The following is a 17,173-nucleotide window of genomic DNA, read 5'->3' as shown; positions in this document are numbered from 1 at the left end:
CCCCGTTGGTTTCCGGGTTTCCTGGCTTTGGAGGCAGGTGATGCGACGATATCTCAGGTGGATGGTCTTTTTATTTATCCTGGCAGGCTTGCCTGGGTGTGGCGGCCAGAAGGGTGCCAAGCTCCAAAAGAGCGTGGTTCCACCTGACAAGACGCTCTTTCAGACCGGCAACGAGTTCCTGGACAAAAGCCAATTCACACAGGCGCGATTGGCTTTTCAGACCCTGATCAACACCTATCCCGGTAGCGATTTAGAGCCCGAAGCCTACTTCGCGATGGCCAATTCATTTCTCCGCGAAGGCGGAACCGAAAACCTCCTCATGGCGGAGGACAGGTTCAGGAACTTCATCATCTTCTTCCCGACGAATCCCAAAGCCCCCGATGCACAGCTTGAAATCATCTCCATTCTCATGCGCCAGATGCGGGCGCCTGATCGCGATCAGAAAGAAACGAGGAGAGCCGAGGCCGAGATTTTGAAATTCCTGACCGCGTACCCGAACAACGACTACGTTCCCGTCGTCAAAACGCTCCTGGACGAAGTGCGCGAAAGCCTGGCGGAGAGCGACATGATGGTGGGAGATCAGTACGCTCACACGGGCAACTATCTTGGTGCCGTGTCGCGCTATAGGGAGCTGACGCAGAAGTATCCCCGCTTTTCGCGAATGGACGAGGCCCTTTTCAAACAGGCCGAGGCTGATCAAAAGACCGAAAACACCGATGAAGCCGTCGCCGCCCTCGCGCGCATTGTCAGGGGCTACCCGTTCAGCAAGTACTTTTCCGAAGCCAAGGCGCAGTTGGAAAAGATGGGCAAACCGGTTCCCGCAGTCGACACTGACCTGGCAGCGCAGAACCAGGCGCTCGTGAAGCCGCCAGTGCCTTTCTCACCACTGAAACCAATCATCGACCTCGCGTCCGCCATGGGGTTCATCAGCTCTCCCGACCGCTATGAGGAGGCCAGAAAAACCGTCGCGGCAACCAAGGCAGCTGCGGCCGCATCGACAGCCACCCAGACCGGAGCGAAACCGGGAGAGATCGTGCTTACCGGAACTATCGCAAAGGACGCCAACGGCAAGGAGGTTGTCAAGCCTAACGTCTCCCCGGCAAAGACCGATAAGAAAGATGATAAGAAGGTAGACGACAAAACCAAGAAAAAGAAGAAGGCGGAACAGCAGTATTAAGACGATTTATGGCTACGAAACTCCTCCTCGCCGACGACAGCGTCACTATTCACAAGGTAGTAAGCCTCACATTTGCGGCCGAGGATGTCACTATCGATGCGGTCACCGACGGGAACCTGGCGATCGAAAAAGCACATGCTGACAGGCCGGACATCGTGCTGGCCGACGTTTTCATGCCGGGCAGGAACGGATACGAGGTCTGTGCTGCGATCAAGTCAGATCCCATGCTGGCCGGGACGCCGGTAGTGCTGCTGGTCGGCACATTTGAGCCATTCGACGAGCAGGAGGCAACCAGAGTTAAATGTGACGCCTATCTCACTAAGCCCTTTGATACTTCGGAACTCATCCAGATCGTCCGGCATCTCGTGGATCAACGCGGAGCTGCGAAAGCCGGCGTGGAGTCTGCGGCAGCGGTTTCGGAATCGCAGGTTGCAGGTAGAGTCGCCTGCGGCGCCGCCCGCGATGTGCTTGCCGCAGGGCTCATCAGCGTGCGCACGCGCGAATCGTTTCTCGGCGAACACCGGATCCTCGAACTGTTTGATGCGCCTGCGTTGGAACTCGAGTCTGCAGCCAGGATTGCCTCTCCAGCAGAAAATCCGACGGACAAAGCGCCCCCGGAGCAACGGCCGGCCGCACCCCGGCAGGTGATCCCTTTTCCCGGCATCAGAGGCAGCGGGCTGGAAACATCCCCGAGCGTACTCACGGAAGAGGCGGTGGATCAGATTGTCGAGAAGGTCGTGAGGCGCATGTCCCAGCAAGTTGTGCGTGAAATCGCCTGGGAAGTCGTCCCGGCGCTATCCGAGATCATGATCCGGCAGTATCTCGATGAGCTGCGCTCCTCCCGCAAGATTTAAGACGCAGCCACAAGTCACGAGCGGCAGCTGGCCGCATCCAAAAACCTCAACACAGCGATCGCTGAGACTGCGGAGTATTGCTGCGCCCCCGCAGCGGGGGTGATAGCGCCTGCTCACGCCCAATTCGTCTCATTCGCGTCATTCGTGGCTGCTTTTTGCCTGCCGTGTCTGAGTCACGGAAGCGCTCCTGCCCGAACTAGACTCGACGCCGGATTTCGCATACAATGCCCCTTTTGTATATGCCCGCAAAGCGCAGCGAGGCTTTGCGGTTGCATTGAAAAAGAGGTAGTGATGCCCCGGGAAATGTTAGGTAAATCTTACGATCCTGCTCTATTTGAACAACGCTGGTACGCCGTCTGGGAGGAGCGTGGCTATTTCAAGGCGGAAAATCCTTCAACCAGGCCGCGTTTTTCCATCGTAATTCCGCCACCGAATGTTACGGGCACGCTGCACATGGGGCATGCCCTGCAACATACCCTGCACGACATCCTGGTGCGCTGGAAGCGCATGTCCGGCTATAACACGCTCTGGCTTCCCGGAATGGACCACGCCAGCATCGCCGTGCACTATGTGCTCGACAAGCAGCTGGAAGCCGAGCACAAGAGCCGCTTTGATCTCGGACGCGAGCGCTTCCTCGAGATTGCATGGAAATGGAAGGAATCCAGCGGGGGCACAATTCTCAACCAGATGTGCCGCATGGGTGTCTCCTGCGATTGGAGCCGGGAGCGGTTCACCATGGATCCCGCCCTTTCCCACGCCGTGCAGGAGGCCTTCATCCGCCTTTACGAGGAAGGGTTGATCTATCGCGGCGAATACATGGTGAACTGGTGCCCCCGTTGCAAAACCGCGATCTCAGACCTCGAGGTGGCCTACCACGCTACGCATGGCAAGCTCTGGTATATACGTTATCCCCTGATAGGACGAAAAGGGCATGTGATTGTGGCAACCACGCGTCCGGAAACCATGCTCGGGGACACCGCAGTGGCGGTCCATCCGGACGATGATCGCTATCGCGGCTTCATCGGTGCCGGGGTATTGCTGCCGGTCATGAATCGCGAGATCCCTATCATTGCGGACGAGATCGTCGACAGGGAATTCGGAACCGGCGCGGTGAAGGTGACGCCCGCCCACGATGCCAACGACTACGAAATGGCACGCCGGCACGACCTCCCGCGGGTGACCGTGATCGATGCTGGCGGCAAAATGACCGCCGAGACCGGCCCCTATGCTGGAATGGACCGGTTCGAGTGCCGTGAGAAACTGATACAGCGCCTGGCAGCGGAAGGTTTTCTGGTCAAAGTCGCCGAATACGAGCATAACGTCGGACATTGCGATCGCTGCTCTACCGTGGTTGAACCCAAGATCTCAATGCAGTGGTTCCTGAAGGTGGACACCCTCGCCAGGCCGGCCATTGAGGTTGTCGAGAAGGGCGAGATCCAGTTCGTACCAGACGCTTTCAAGAAGCGCTACTTTGAATGGATGTACAACATTCATGACTGGTGCATCTCGCGCCAGCTCTGGTGGGGACACAGAATCCCCGCCTGGTATTGTGATGCCTGCGGCGAAATCATCGTGTCGAGAACCGCTCCTGCCGGCTGCACAAAATGCGGGGCAGCATTGCGGGAGGAGACCGACATACTCGACACCTGGTTCAGCTCGGCACTCTGGCCCTTTTCCACTCTGGGATGGCCCGCCGATACACCGGATCTGCATCTTTTTTACCCGACCGATGTGCTCATCACCGGGCCCGACATCATCTTTTTCTGGGTGGCCCGCATGATCATGATGGGGCTCAAGTTCATGGGGCAGATCCCTTTCCGGCAGGTTCACATCAACGGCATCGTGCGCGACGCCAGCCACAAGAAAATGAGCAAGACCCGCGGCAACGTGATCGAACCACTGGAGTTAATTGAAGAGTACGGCGCGGACGCGGTCAGGTTCACGCTTTCCTCGATGGCGGTGCCCGGGACGGATATCCCGTTTTCGACGGATCGCATGAAGGGATACAGCGCTTTTTCCAACAAAGTCTGGAATGCCGCGCGTTTCGTGTTGATGAATCTGACTGAAGACGATCCGCCGGTGGCGCCCGAAACCGTTGACGAGTTGCTCGCCCGCGAAAAGGAAAGCCTGCCTCTCGAGGATCTGTGGATTCTGCACCGTCTCAACCATATCTCCGCAGATATTGCCGAAGCGCTCGACAAGTATCGCTTCCACGAAGCCTCAAGCCTGATCTATCAATTCATATGGCACGAGCTTTGCGACTGGTACATTGAGCTGGTCAAACCGGCTCTCACCGGGGAAGGGATTGCGGCGGAGGCACGCGGGAGGCGCGTGACCGTCCTCGTACACGTACTCGATTATTCTCTGCGCTTGCTGCATCCATTCATGCCCTTTATTACCGAAGAGATCTGGCAGCGGCTCCCCCATGTCGGCGCATCTATCATGATCCAGGAGTTTCCAGGCGCCCGTGCGGTGCGCGAGAACGCTCGAGCAGCCCTGGGCATGGAGGTGGTCATGGATTTGACGGTGGGCCTGCGATCGGCGCGCGCCGAGATGAACGTCGAACCGAAGAAGACGCTCGACGTTACCCTGGTAATTCCTGATCCCACGGTTCGGGAATTGGTGCAGGCAAACCTCGAGAAGATCAAACTGCTGGCCCGTCTGGGCAGAGCTGAATTCGCTGCGGAACTCCCCTCCCAACGCGTTCAGCTCAAGGGTGTCTGGAAGCGCGGTGAGTTCGGCCTTAACCTTCAGGGCGCTGTCGACATCCAGGCGGAACGCGAGAGGATGCAAAAGGAACTCAACCGGCTCAAAGTCGATATCCAGAAAATAATGAAAAAGCTGAACAGCCACGAATTCATGGACCGGGCGCCCGAGGAAGTGGTCACCGAAAACCGCACACGGCACGCAGATCTGCTGGCAAGATTGGAGAGGCTGGAAGCCAACCTGAACCGGTTGCCGCCGAACTGACCGTGAACGGCCATAGCGGCCATTTGGTACATGGAGCTGCATAAGCGCATCCAAGACAGCTCAACGCAGAGGACGCGGATACGGACCGCGTGGCTTTTATGGCAATTGATCACGACCAACTGGTTCCGGCCTGGATCATCGATGAGACTCCAGCTGTCGCCTGGGAAAAGCTGCAAGTCGTAGGACTCCGGGAAACCACCTCGACCAATGAAGAAGCACTGCAGCGCGCGCGCCAGGGAGCCGCGAGCGGGACGCTCGTATTTGCGGAGAGCCAGACTGCAGGCAGGGGCAGGAAGGGACGCCAGTGGATTTCTCCGCCGGGGACGGGGCTCTACTTTTCGCTCGTCCTCCGGCCCGAGAGATCTCCAAGCTGCTGGACTCTGCTCACGCACGTGGCCGCGGTTGCACTGGCCCGCGCTCTACAGGAGCTGACCGAGGCTCATTTCATACCTAAGCCGCTGGATGTGGAACTGAAATGGCCCAACGACGTGCTGATTTCCGGGAAAAAGACCGCCGGCATCCTGCTCGAAACCGTCGGCATCGGCGGGGCCATCAGCGCCGCGGTAGTGGGCGTCGGGGTAAACGTGAGGCAGGGAGGATTCCCGGCTGAACTCCGGGATCAGGTCATTTCGGTCAGCGAGGCGGCCGGTGTACAGGTGCCGCGAAGGCACATCCTGGTGAGATTTTTGTACCACTTCCAGCTGGGATACGATCTTTTTATGCGTGGAGAGCACAAAGCCATTCTCGAGCAGTGGAAAAGTCTGTCGCGCATGTGGAGGGATACTCCGGTCTGGGTCGTTGAGAACGACCAAGCACGACCTGCCGTAACCGCCGGACTGACCGACACCGGCGCGCTCGTCGTCCGCACGCCGGACGGCGCCGAGGAGACGATCCTGGCGGCGGATGTGAGCATCCGGCGGTCACCTCGCGAAGAAAGGTGAGATGATGCTGTTTTCCAGATCGAAAGATAAGGGGGAGAAGAAAGCCGGGCTCTTCGAGAGGATGAAGAAGGCGCTCACCGCGACCAAGGAAAATCTGGTTGGCCGCATCGAAAGCGTCCTCTCCGGCAGGACGAGTATCGATGCCAATCTCCTTGAAGAGCTGGAAGGAGTGCTGCTCGGTGCGGATCTGGGCGTGCAGGCCACCGCACAGGTCATGAATTCCATCAAAGATCTGCAGAGGAAGCAGCTGATCACAACGGCCCAGGAGGTGCGGTCCGAGATCCGCGCACAACTCATAGCCATTCTGGAATCAAAACAGAAGACCGAACCCAGGCCGGCATCGACGGCACAGCAGGTGTGGATGATTGTCGGCGTCAACGGCACCGGGAAAACCACAACCGTCGGCAAGCTCGCCGCCAGATCTGCGCAGGAAGGCAAACGCGTCCTGGTTTGCGCCGCCGATACCTTTCGCCCCGCGGCGATCGAGCAGCTGGCAATCTGGGCGGAACGCTCCGGAGCTGACCTGATCAAGAGCAAAATCGGAGCGGACCCTTCGGCTGTTCTTCACGATGCCCTGGCCGCTGCAGAGGCGCGCAAGTGCGACATCGTGATCGTGGATACGGCCGGACGGCTGCACACGCGCGCCAATTTGATGGCGGAACTCGAAAAGATGCGGCGCGTCGCAGGACGAAAGATCCCCGGAGCCCCTCATGAGGTGCTGCTGATAATGGACGCGACGACCGGGCAGAACGGGCTCCAGCAGGCGAGAGAGTTTCTGAAAGCCGCCGGTGTCACCGGGCTGATAGTGACAAAACTCGATGGGACTGCGAAAGGTGGTGTGCTATTCAGCATCGCCCAGGAGCTGAACATCCCGGTGCGCTATATCGGGGTCGGGGAATCACTTGAGGACCTGCTCGAGTTTTCACCGGAGAGTTTCGTGGACTCGCTTTTCAGCGGCAACTCTGAGTAGGGTAAACACGGATGCAAGAAATGTCACCGGAGAGGGCGCTGAGCACTGATGTGTTTGCACGCTTTTTCTCTCAGCGCACTCTGGGTTGCGATTCACGTCTTGCTTAGGTCAGTTCGCCGACATCAGTTCTTTGGGCTTGAGGAGGATAATACGGCGGTTCTCGAGGCTGAGAACCCCTTTCTTCTGCAGCTTGGCGAGTGTGCGTGTCACGGTTTCCCGTGAAGTGCCTACCAACTCGGCCAACTCCTGGTGCGTAATCTTGAGGTCGATGATGATCCCCCGGGCGTCCTGGACCCCGTGCTTCCTGGACAGGTTAAGAATCCCGGCCCGGATGCGATCGTCGGCCGTGCTGTAACTCAATTCCTGGACCTGCGCCCACACCTGACGGAGACGGGAGCACAGCACCTGGATGATCTGGCGCACTACCTTTGCGTTGCTCATCAGCTGGCGCTGAAAGTCATTGTGGTGAATTGCGGCAATCCTGCAGTCCTCCATCGCCGAAACGGTAGCGGGCGAGGTCTTGCCGTCGAGGAGCGCCATTTCACCGAAGAAATCCCCGACCTGGTGAATAGCCAGGATGGTTTCTTTGCCCCCGGCGGTGGTCTTTGTGACCTTCACCTTTCCTGCCAGGACGATGTACATGTAGTTGCCGGTTTCCTCTTCGAGAAAGATGATTTGGGTCTTTCGGTAGGTCTTGACCTGGAAGATGGGCTCGATGCTCTTGAACTCATCCTCAGTCAAGGTGGCGAAAATAGGAACGCGGCGAATCAAATCAATCTTCATTGATTTTCAGCCTGATGTAGCCGTCATCATCCGGGCGGCCCCAACGCCGGCGCACGTACACACGCCCTGCGGCTATCAAAATCCCAGCTATGATCGACGCCAGGCAGAGGAGCACAGTGAACAGCAGCGAGCGCACGACCGTGCCTAAAATCCTGACCGGCACACCCCAGATCGTACGGCCTTGCTGTCTGCTCTTGTCAAAGATCCATTTGATGGCATAAGAAAACTTAATGGACCCCAAGGTCTCATCGGCAGTCTGAGGAATAAAGTTTCCTTCTAGTATGCACACCAATGGGCCCGTCTGCCGGGTGTAAAGGCTGGCAATCCTCGGGCCTCCCCTGTCGGAGATAGCGCTCGAGTTGAAATAGTCCTCCGCGATTTGAATCGTTGGAAAGCTCAGCAGCGTGAGCGTGCCGGTTTGCCCCTGTGCGGCGCAAAGCGCCTGCGCGGCCTCCACATCGGCTGGAATTTTCAGGGGCGTGCCGGCCACCGATGTGCCGAAGGTAGCCATAGCCTCGGATCCCAGAAAATAGCGGATCGACGAGAGATCGCAGATCTTGGTCGGGAAATGCCGGATCAGGTTTGGCGCGTTCGGTTCATGACGGCCGATGCGGTTCGCTACCGACGTAGCCACACGCCGCGGCAGGTCCCCGGGGGAATTGGAGCGGATGCGAACGCAATAGTTGCCCACCGCAACGAGCAGCGTGCCGGAGTCGGAGGTGAAAAAGTCGCCCGGCGGCCCGGGTCGAACCTGGGGTTTGGCCAGAAGGGTAAGCAAAGAAAAGGCTCCCCTGGGGTCCGCCATCGTCATGATTTCGACAGCCAGATTGCCCGAATCGGCGAGAGCGTAAGTGCGTTTCGCATAACGATTCAGGCCCGCTTCGACGTAGACCGGCCCTTGCTCGAGTTTCGCCAGCGCAGCAAGATCCGCCACATCCTTGTCCTCCTGGATGGCCTTGAGCTCCTTGAACTCCAGAGCTGCAGGGAAATGGTCGCTGCTTACCAATTGAGTCTGGGCGCAAAGAGATGGAGCGGCTAGGACGCCGGTCAGGACTGCGAGGGGTAGAAACAAAATGGATAATCTCATCTAATTTGAATGAAAGTGATTTTGGGCTACGGCGCTTCCGAGTGACTTCATGTATCCTTCGATGCCATGAAATAAGGCGGTAGCAAGAGACTGCCTGCTGACCTCTTTTTTGAGCAGTCTTTCATCAGTAGGATTGCTGAGAAAGGAAACCTCGGCCAGGACTGACGGCATGTGTGCTCCGATGAGGACGACAAAAGGAGCGCTGCGCACGCCGCGATTTTGAGATGCAGGTATTATCTTTCGCGCCCCGCTGAACAGGTTCTTTTGAATGATCGACGCCAGTTCCCTGGATTCCTTCTGCTTGTCGGCCAGGGCAATCTTCTGAACCAAGTCCTGCAGATCCCTTATGTTGCGGTCGCTCGTCGCATTTTCCCGGGCCGCTACTTCCCGAGCTGTATCCGTGCGCGCAAAGTCCAGGAAGTAGGTCTCCACGCCGCTGACATTGCGCGCGGGGCTGGAATTGGCATGAATAGAAACAAACAGATCCGCCTGCTGCTGGTTTGCAATCAGCGTGCGCTCCTCCAGCGAAATGAAGGTGTCATCGGTGCGCGTCAGGATCACCTGTGCTCCCAGTTTGTCCTCCAGGAGTTTCTGCAACTCCTTGGCTACCTGCAGAACCAGATCTTTTTCCATGAGGCCGCCGGGGCCGACTGTGCCCGTATCATGACCGCCGTGGCCCGGATCCAGAACAATACGACCGATCTTCAGGCCGAGCATGCGCGTCATGGTGCGATCTCCCGCGCTGGTAGGGAGGGCTGTTTTCGGCATGGGAACGGGCTCCAGAGAGACGGGAACCGGTGGAATGCTGGCCTTGGTCACTTCCTTTGCAGTTGTGGCTGAGGAAGGGTTCGCAGCCTCTTTGGGTGCCGGCGCGGCCGGGGGCAGGGCGTCTTTCCCCGGCTGCGGAAGTGGCGGTGTGCCCCCCCTAGCTGATTCCTTGGCAACTGGAGATGGCGGAGCGTTCGCGGTCCCTCTTGGTGCCACAACAGGAGCAGGCGGCGCCTCTTTACCAGGCTTCTCTGCTGCCATGGATTTCTCGGCAGATGGCTTCGGCTCCAAGCCGTTCTTTAGCGGGAGGCCGACATTGCGTGTCTCGGCGGGCGCCAGAATCTCCTGCTTGGGCTTCGGCGACAATGGAGGGGCTTTCGCTTCCGCTGATACCGTGGGAGGCTGTGGCTGGACCGCAATTGCCGCGTGGGAGGAGGGCTTTTGAAGCGGCACCGGCGGCGTCACGACTCCCTTGGTACCAATGTCGATGGTGATTCCGAATGCCTCGCTTACGTCCCTGACCGCATAGTCGCCGGTGGTGGCCAAGTCAAGAACCACGCGGATGACGTCAACCCGATTCTGTGCGACACGCACCTGTTTGACGAACTTGTCAGAGATTGTGAAGGTCCTGTTCGTCAGGCTGGAATCCAGTCTGGCATTGGTGATGTCGAAATAGACGCGCTCAGGATTCGACAGCTGGCTCCAGTTGTAATGGAGTTCGCCACCCGAGACAATGCTCACCCTCGTGTAATCTTTGTTGGATGAGAAACTTATGTTCCTGACGGCGGTGGGGCCGTCTGGACTCTTGACCGGGGCAGCGGTCTGCTTCGCAGCAGGCGTCGTGGTCGCCGACGGCGCGGCAGTCGGTCTTGCCGGAAGCGTCGTGGTCACGGCCGGTGCGGGGATCGACAACTGCGGAGGCTTGACTTCCTTGCTCCTGGCCCTCGCTGCGAGTGATGCCGCTGCCGGCGAGTACTTGTAGTATTTGCGCAGCTTCTCATAGGCGCTCTGAGCGGCCTGATCGTCGCCAAGAAGGCCTTCGCTGATCATCCCCAGACGCAACAGCGCATCCGGGCAGAACGGGCTGACCTCGTAATCAGTAGTCAAGAAACGGTAGAGTTTCGCGGCATCCCTGAAGTAGTTCAAATCGCCGAATTTCTCGCCCATTTCTTGGTAGAGTCTGGCCGCCTCGAAAACGGCATCATCGCTGGCACTGTAATGAGGATCTTTGAAGTAAACCTGCTGGTAGGTCCGAATGCACTTGAGGTAATTTTCACGTGACGGTTTGGATGCGCTGGAAAGAGCTTCGTGCAGGCGTGTTGCCTCTGCCCAAGCGAGCTTGGCACCCTCAAGGTCCCAATCCGAGCAGAGCACAGCAACGGCTGAACTCAGGATGAAAGCGATCCCGATAGCCAGCCGGCGAGGGGTGTTGCGATTTCGTCGCAACCCGTTCTGGGCTAGGATCATAGGCCGTATTCTAGGCCCCCCGGAAACCGGTGTCAAGCAAAACTTGGGCGAACCTATTGAAAACTAAGGTAGTTGCAGAAGGCGCAACGAAGAGGTCAGCGAAAGTTCGAGTTTGAGCCTCCATTTGAGCCGGCATTCCCGGATCTTTGCACCGGGGGGTAGTTTGTTAAGACCAGGACGCCTTTCTCATCGATATAACGAAAAGTCACAGGCCGGACAACGGTTGGTGCGGAAGGAGTTACCGCATCCATATTCCTCTTGCCATAACGTTGAAGGATGCTCTGTACGTATTCGTTAGTCTCCCGAATCGCAGGGACTCTACCCAAACGTTGTACGAGGTTCTCTCCAGCATTGTAAGCTGCAAGGCTTAGTATCAGCTTATCCTCAGGATTGTATGAAAACATGTCGAGCAGGATGCGCATGTACTTGACGCCGCCTGAAATATTCTCTTCCGGATCAAACGGGTTGTGCACTCCCAGGCGGGACGCGGTATCGGGCATCAGCTGCATCAGGCCCTGCGCGCCCTTGGGAGAGACGGCTCTGGAGTTGTATCCCGACTCCGTCGCAATCATCGAGTGGATCAGCTTCGGGTCCACCTCATATTCACCCGCGTACTTATCTATGAACGCATCGTAGCCGGTCGCGTCTTCCTGCGATGGGCCGGCCGACGGCGAAGACGAAGCTGCCTGGGCGGTACCAAGCTCGCCGGACGGCTTCGCCGGCGCGGCATTGGTGGCGGCTCGGCTGCTATTCCCCTTGGCAGCGTTACCGGATGCCTTCGAGACCGTCGTGCTGCTCGTTTTAGCTGGGGCAGGCGCGGGCGGCGGCGCCCCGTTTACTCTCAGATCCAAAACCGGACCTGCAGGTGGGGTATTGGTGAGGATGCGAACTCCATTGGCATCCAGGTACGAATAAACCTGCGCGCAAATCGGAGATCCGCAGACGATCAACGCTGCTGTGAGGGCGAAGAAATACCGTAATCGCATTGCTTTAGCCATAGATACCCCTCTAGATGCACCTGAACCACGGATTAAGGACGTCGAGGGGATGCAAAAAGTCTAATTTCTTTGCCATGAGCCATCTCTGGAGGGCGGGCCTGCCTGCCCTCATCGGCAGCTCCGTACCATCTATTCCCTACTTCCAAGAAGCGCCTCTACCACAGCATAGCTTCTCTCTATCGCATCGGCCAGCCTGGAACAATCTTTACCTCCAGCTTCGGCCAATTCTGGTTTTCCGCCGCCGGACCCACCGACCATAGGAGCAATCTCACGGATTATTTTGCCGGCGGGAATTCGCTGGGCAAGATCATTGCTAACCATAACCACCAGAGCTGCTTTGCCATCGAGCGGCGTGCCGAGGATGATGATCCCCGAGCCCAACTTGTGTTTCAGCTCATCTGCGAACGTGCGCATACTGGGACGGTCGATCTTGGGCAAAACGTGCGCCAGAACCCTGATGCCTCGGATCTCGCGCGCCTGCGCCAGCAAATCTGCAAGACTGGTACGTACAATCTGCAGCTTCAACTCTCCGACCTGGCGCTGCAGATCCCTGATCTGTCCGTGCAATTTATCAATGAATGATGCGATATCCCGTGAAGATACCTTATGTTGAACTTGAACATATTCGAGCACGGTTTCGTCGGCGCGGAAGCGATCCAATGCCGAACGGCCTGTGAGCGCTTCGAGGCGGCGTATGCCGGCAGCGATGCCGCCCTCGGCAACGATCTTAAAAAGCCCGATGACACCCGTGGAAGGGACGTGAGTGCCGCCGCAGAGTTCCTTGCTGTAGCCCGGAACCTCAACAACCCTGACACGATCCTGGTATTTTTCGCCGAACAAGGCGACCGCGCCCGACTGCATGGCCTGCTCGAGTTCCATGATGGTGGTTTTCAAGGGTATGTCCCGCCAGATCTGTTCATTTACCTCGTCTTCGATTTTTTCGATCTCTGCCGCGCTCAAGGGAGCAAAATGAGTGAAGTCAAACCTGAGCCGGTCAGGAGCTACCAGAGAGCCTGCCTGCTTTACGTGGGGGCCCAGGATCTGGCGAAGCGCCGCCTGAAGGAGATGCGTTGCGGTATGGTTCTTCATTGTCAGCCTGCGCTTTTCGATATCGACCTCGGCTTGCACCGTGTCCCCGGTCTGAAGGCTGCCTTCCAGCATCTCGACCACATGGGTTATGGTTGTCCCGCGATACAGGGTGGTAGTGACCCGGGCGTTGTTTCCATTCCGCGTCAATGCGCCGGTATCTCCCACTTGTCCACCTGCCTCGGCATAGAAAGGAGTATGATCCAGGACAATCTCTCCGCTCTGTCCGGCATTGATCGCATCGGTGGGTTCGCCGTCGACCAGGATTGCGACGACCTTCGCTGTTTCTGGAGCAATGTAGTCATATCCGACAAAGGCGGTCTTGCCCTGGAAAACGGTGCGTGCGACCTGTTCGCGGATCTTTCCGGCATGATAGTCCTGGCGTGAGCGCTCACGTTGCCCTTCGAGTGCTGCCACAAAGCCGGCCTCGTCTACGGTCAAGCCTCTCTCCTGAGCGAGATCTTCAATTATTTCAAGCGGCAGCCCGCGCGTATCATACAGGAAGAAGGCTACCTCGCCGGGAAGAGTCCGTGCGCCGTCCGCCTCAAGTTTGTTCACCCGATCGTTGAAGTCCTTCAGACCCTGTTCAAGCGTGTCTGCAAACGACTCCTCCTCCTGCTTGATCACGCGGGCGATGGTCTCGCGCGCGCCGACAAGTTCGGGATAGGCATCTTTCATGATCCCGACGACCGTTCCAGCGATGCGGTAAAGAAAGGATCCGTCAATTTTCAGCTTCTTCCCATGCACGATTGCGCGCCGCATGATCTTACGCAAAACGTAACCACGCTTATCGTTTCCGGGGTATTGACCGTCGGCGACGACGAAAGTTGCGGCACGGGCGTGATCGGCGATGATACGCATGGAGATGTCATCGTTGGGATTCTCGCCATATTCTAGATTGGCGATGGTGGAGATTTCATCCAGCAACGGCCGGAACAGATCGGTGTCGTAGTTTGAGGCTTTGCCCTGAATAATGGTGGTGATCCGTTCCAGTCCCATGCCGGTGTCAATGGATGGGGAAGGAAGCCCGGAGAGAGCACCAGAGGCATTACGGTTGTACTGCATGAAAACCAAGTTCCAAACTTCCACCCAGCGCCCGCACGAGCAGGTGAGATCGCATTGCTCATGATTGGGCAGTGGACTCCTACCGAAATCGTAATGAATCTCCGAACAGGGGCCGCAAGGCCCGGTATCGCCCATAGCCCAGAAGTTGTCGGCTTCCCCCAGCCGGAAGATCTTTTCTGCCGGCACCCCGACATCCCTATGCCAGAACTCCCAGGCCGCATCGTCCTCGCGAAAGACTGTGACCCACAGTCTCCGTTGATCCAGGCCATAATCGCGAGTAACCAGATCCCAGGCGTAACGGATCGCCTCGGCTTTGAAGTAGTCGCCGAACGAAAAATTACCGAGCATCTCAAAAAACGTGTGGTGACGGGTCGAATGCCCGACATCCTTGAAATCATTGTGCTTGCCGCTCACCCGCATGCATTTCTGGCTGCTGGTCGCCCGGCCGTAGGGCCGCTTCTCGTTACCGAGGAAGAGGTCCTTGAACTGGTTCATGCCGGCGTTGGTAAACAAGAGCGTAGGATCGTTATAAGGGATGAGGGATGCACTCCGGACGATCTTGTGGCCGTTATGCTCGAAGAATTTAAGGAAGGTCTCCCGGATCTGGTCGCTGCTGGGCAAATTATTCTCCTGTATCAAGTTCCTGCCATACGGACGCCCGGACCTTCTGCCGAAGAGCGCTCCAGATTGCCTCCTGGGGGAAGCCGCGGCGCCGCAAGCTCAGGATAAGCTTGTGGATACCCTTGCAGTCCTCCGGCAGAGGATGGGTCCGGCCGCGCCGGTCAAGGTAGGCTTCCAGCGCACCGGTGTCGCTGATCTCATGATGAACCCGGTCTATGGCAGCCTCGATCACCGGACCGGGCACCTTGCGGCGCATCAGCAGGTGGCGCACCTTGATAGGACCCCAACCATCCTGCCTGGTCCAACGGCTGGCAAGATTATATGCATAATCCACATCGTTGAGAAGGTTGAGCTGCTCCAGGCGGTCAAGAACTGTCTCGATTGCCAGTGGTTCCCCGAACGAGGCCAGTTTGGTGCAAAGCTCGCCGCGGCTGTAAGAGCGCCGGGCAAGCAGGGAGCCCGCCTTTTGCATCAGTCTTTTGTTCGACTGGGGCTCCATTACGAGCTGTGACCCGAGAGCTCGCTTTCCATTGCTTCGATAGCGGCGTCTTTGGTGGTGTAGATCCCCTGGACGCGGAGTTTGAATTCATCCGGGTTGGTGGCGTAGTTGAGCGCATCCTCGTAGGTGATCCGGCCCGCTTTGTAGTGTTCGTGGATGGATTGGTCAAAGGTTTGCATCCCATACTGGGAGGTTCCCGCCGCGATGGCCTGGCGAATCAGCCGTGTTTTTTCAGGATCGAGGATGCAATTCCGTATGTACTCAGTGACGATCATGACCTCGATGGCGGGAACGCGGCCGCGCGTGTCTGACCGCCGCATCAGGCGCATGGAGACCACGGCTCGCAGTACCATGCCGAGCTGCAGCCGGATTTGGCGCTGTTGCTGGGAAGGGAAGACGGCGATGATGCGGTTGATCGTTTCCAGGGCGTCCACGGTGTGCAGCGTGCTGAAGACGAGGTGGCCGGTCTCAGCTGCGAGCAGGGCAGTTTCGATCGTTTCCAGGTCGCGCATCTCGCCGACCAGGATCACATCCGGGTCCTGCCGCAGGGCGCTGCGCAGCGCATCGCTAAAGCTCGACGCATCTACCGATATTTCACGCTGGCTGAAAATGCTGAGCCGATCGTTGTGCTGAAACTCGATGGGATCTTCGATTGTGATGATATGACGCGTCATCTGCTCGTTGATGTAGTTGAGCATGGCGGCGATGCTGGTCGATTTGCCGCTTCCGGTGGTGCCGGTCACCAGCACCAGACCGCGCGGCTCCTTGGAGATTTTCTCCAGAACCTTGGGCAGAAAAAGGTCCTCGAAGCCCAGGATGCTGACCGGAACGGCGCGGATCGCAATCGAAACTGTGCCGCGTTGCTGAAAGACATTGACACGAAAGCGCCCATGTCCCTTCAGTCCATAACCAAGGTCGATCTCAGCGTTGTCCCGGAAGCGCTGTTTCTGCTTGTTGGTCATGATGGAGAAGGCCATCATGAGGCTGTCTTCCTTGGTGACTTTGCCGAACTCTCCGAGAGGCAAGAGTTCGCCGGCGATGCGCACATGGGGGAACGCACCGACCTTTAAGTGTAAGTCAGACGCACCTTTGGAAACCATTGTACGCAGGAGAGTGTCAAGATTCATGAGGATCCTCGCGAAAAGGGCCGACGGCAAGGCCATGTTATGTGCGGCGCTTACGGGTGTCAAGCCGAATCCCTTCGACGCCAAGCCTTTCCCTTGACTGTAACACAAGCTTTCCGTAACATTTGTGACCTATGAACATGGAAGACATGGAATCATTTCCTCAGAGGGTGGAGGCCCTGCCGGCAGAAGCCGGAATTCTGAAAACACTCGTGGCCTGCGTGGCCGGAGCGCTGGTGCCGGGGCTTGGGCACGCAATACTGCGCAAGTGGGACCGGGCACTGGTCTTCATGGGCAGCATCAGCCTGATGTTTGCCCTGGGACTTTACTTGAATGGGAGACTTTATAATCCCGATTTCTCGGATCTTTTTTCCACGCTCAAATTTATCGCCGAGGCGGGGAATGGCTTGCTGTATTGGCTATGCTGGCTTCGTGGTCTCGGCGTGGGTGATCCCGCGGTATATACGTTCGATTTTGCTAATGTCTTTGTCTACACCGCCGGCTTGCTGAACATGCTCGTAGTAGTCGACGCATTCGATATTGCCCAGGGGAGGAAGCAATGAACAACCATTTCCTCCTCTTGGTCACATTCAGTGCCCTGGTTTCGGTGGTATTCACCTTCATTGCCAAGAGCGGTGCAAAAGAGCGAGGCAGATACTTCCTTTACCTTTTTGGCTCATTCGTTCTCCTCTCGATCCTGGTTGGCTGGATCATGTACCCGTTCCCCTTCTGAGCCCTGTTGGCATGCGATGAAGGTAGACCG

Annotated in this window: 14 protein-coding genes; 7 read left to right on the top strand and 7 right to left on the bottom strand. The window is 57.6% G+C overall.

The annotated features are described in order from the left end of the window. Positions 1-40: 40 nt before the first annotated feature. The 5 genes from bamD to ftsY all read left to right on the top strand — a co-directional run bounded on the left by bamD (position 41) and on the right by ftsY (position 6,912). Complete coding sequence (gene bamD / locus LAP85_05695) at positions 41-1,177, top strand: outer membrane protein assembly factor BamD (protein ID MBZ5495876.1); 1,137 nt, start codon at positions 41-43, stop codon at positions 1,175-1,177. Between the two features lie 8 nt (positions 1,178-1,185). Continuing rightward, positions 1,186-2,031, top strand: coding sequence for a response regulator (locus LAP85_05690; GenBank protein ID MBZ5495875.1), 846 nt, complete (start codon positions 1,186-1,188; stop codon positions 2,029-2,031). A 291-nt stretch (positions 2,032-2,322) separates the two neighbouring features. Then, on the top strand, positions 2,323-5,001 hold the full coding sequence (locus LAP85_05685; protein MBZ5495874.1) for a valine--tRNA ligase: 2,679 nt from the start codon (positions 2,323-2,325) through the stop codon (positions 4,999-5,001). Positions 5,002-5,099: 98 nt separating this feature from the next. Continuing rightward, entirely contained in the window at positions 5,100-5,942 is an 843-nt protein-coding gene (locus tag LAP85_05680; GenBank protein MBZ5495873.1) for a biotin--[acetyl-CoA-carboxylase] ligase, read from the top strand. A 1-nt stretch (position 5,943) separates the two neighbouring features. Next, on the top strand, positions 5,944-6,912 hold the full coding sequence (gene ftsY / locus LAP85_05675) for a signal recognition particle-docking protein FtsY (GenBank protein ID MBZ5495872.1): 969 nt from the start codon (positions 5,944-5,946) through the stop codon (positions 6,910-6,912). A 108-nt stretch (positions 6,913-7,020) separates the two neighbouring features. Here the strand turns inward: ftsY and LAP85_05670 are convergent, their stop codons facing one another. The 7 genes from LAP85_05670 to LAP85_05640 all read right to left on the bottom strand — a co-directional run bounded on the left by LAP85_05670 (position 7,021) and on the right by LAP85_05640 (position 16,413). Further along, the gene (locus LAP85_05670) at positions 7,021-7,695 is read right to left on the bottom strand and encodes a Crp/Fnr family transcriptional regulator (GenBank protein ID MBZ5495871.1); all 675 of its coding nucleotides are present in this window, start codon (positions 7,693-7,695) and stop codon (positions 7,021-7,023) included. Next, on the bottom strand, positions 7,685-8,767 hold the full coding sequence (locus tag LAP85_05665) for a hypothetical protein (GenBank protein MBZ5495870.1): 1,083 nt from the start codon (positions 8,765-8,767) through the stop codon (positions 7,685-7,687). The genes LAP85_05670 and LAP85_05665 overlap by 11 nt, the downstream gene beginning before the upstream one ends. A 15-nt stretch (positions 8,768-8,782) precedes the next feature. Further along, positions 8,783-11,017: an N-acetylmuramoyl-L-alanine amidase gene (locus LAP85_05660; protein MBZ5495869.1), complete on the bottom strand. Its 2,235-nt coding sequence runs from the start codon at positions 11,015-11,017 to the stop codon at positions 8,783-8,785. 95 nt (positions 11,018-11,112) lie between these two features. Further along, positions 11,113-12,015, bottom strand: a complete 903-nt coding sequence (locus tag LAP85_05655; GenBank protein MBZ5495868.1) for a lytic transglycosylase domain-containing protein — start codon at positions 12,013-12,015, stop codon at positions 11,113-11,115. A 129-nt stretch (positions 12,016-12,144) separates the two neighbouring features. Next, entirely contained in the window at positions 12,145-14,787 is a 2,643-nt protein-coding gene (gene alaS / locus LAP85_05650; GenBank protein MBZ5495867.1) for an alanine--tRNA ligase, read from the bottom strand. Between the two features lies 1 nt (position 14,788). Next, a complete protein-coding gene (locus LAP85_05645; GenBank protein MBZ5495866.1) occupies positions 14,789-15,259 on the bottom strand; it encodes a recombination regulator RecX in 471 nt (156 codons plus the stop codon). Between the two features lie 26 nt (positions 15,260-15,285). Next, positions 15,286-16,413 (bottom strand): PilT/PilU family type 4a pilus ATPase, encoded by a 1,128-nt coding sequence (locus LAP85_05640; protein MBZ5495865.1) that lies wholly within the window; start codon positions 16,411-16,413, stop codon positions 15,286-15,288. 146 nt (positions 16,414-16,559) lie between these two features. On the opposite strand from LAP85_05640, the gene LAP85_05635 reads away from it, so the two are divergent. After that, the gene (locus tag LAP85_05635; GenBank protein MBZ5495864.1) at positions 16,560-16,973 is read left to right on the top strand and encodes a hypothetical protein; all 414 of its coding nucleotides are present in this window, start codon (positions 16,560-16,562) and stop codon (positions 16,971-16,973) included. Then, positions 16,970-17,143 carry a hypothetical protein gene (locus LAP85_05630; GenBank protein MBZ5495863.1) on the top strand — a complete coding sequence of 58 codons (174 nt, stop codon included), beginning with the start codon at positions 16,970-16,972 and terminating at the stop codon, positions 17,141-17,143. Before LAP85_05635 ends, LAP85_05630 begins: the two co-directional genes overlap by 4 nt. The last annotated feature ends 30 nt before the right edge of the window (positions 17,144-17,173 follow it).

The organism is Terriglobia bacterium (assembly GCA_020072565.1).
In the GTDB taxonomy this organism is placed as follows: domain Bacteria; phylum Acidobacteriota; class UBA6911; order UBA6911; family UBA6911; genus JAFNAG01.
This window is presented reverse-complemented; position numbering and strand designations above follow the sequence as displayed.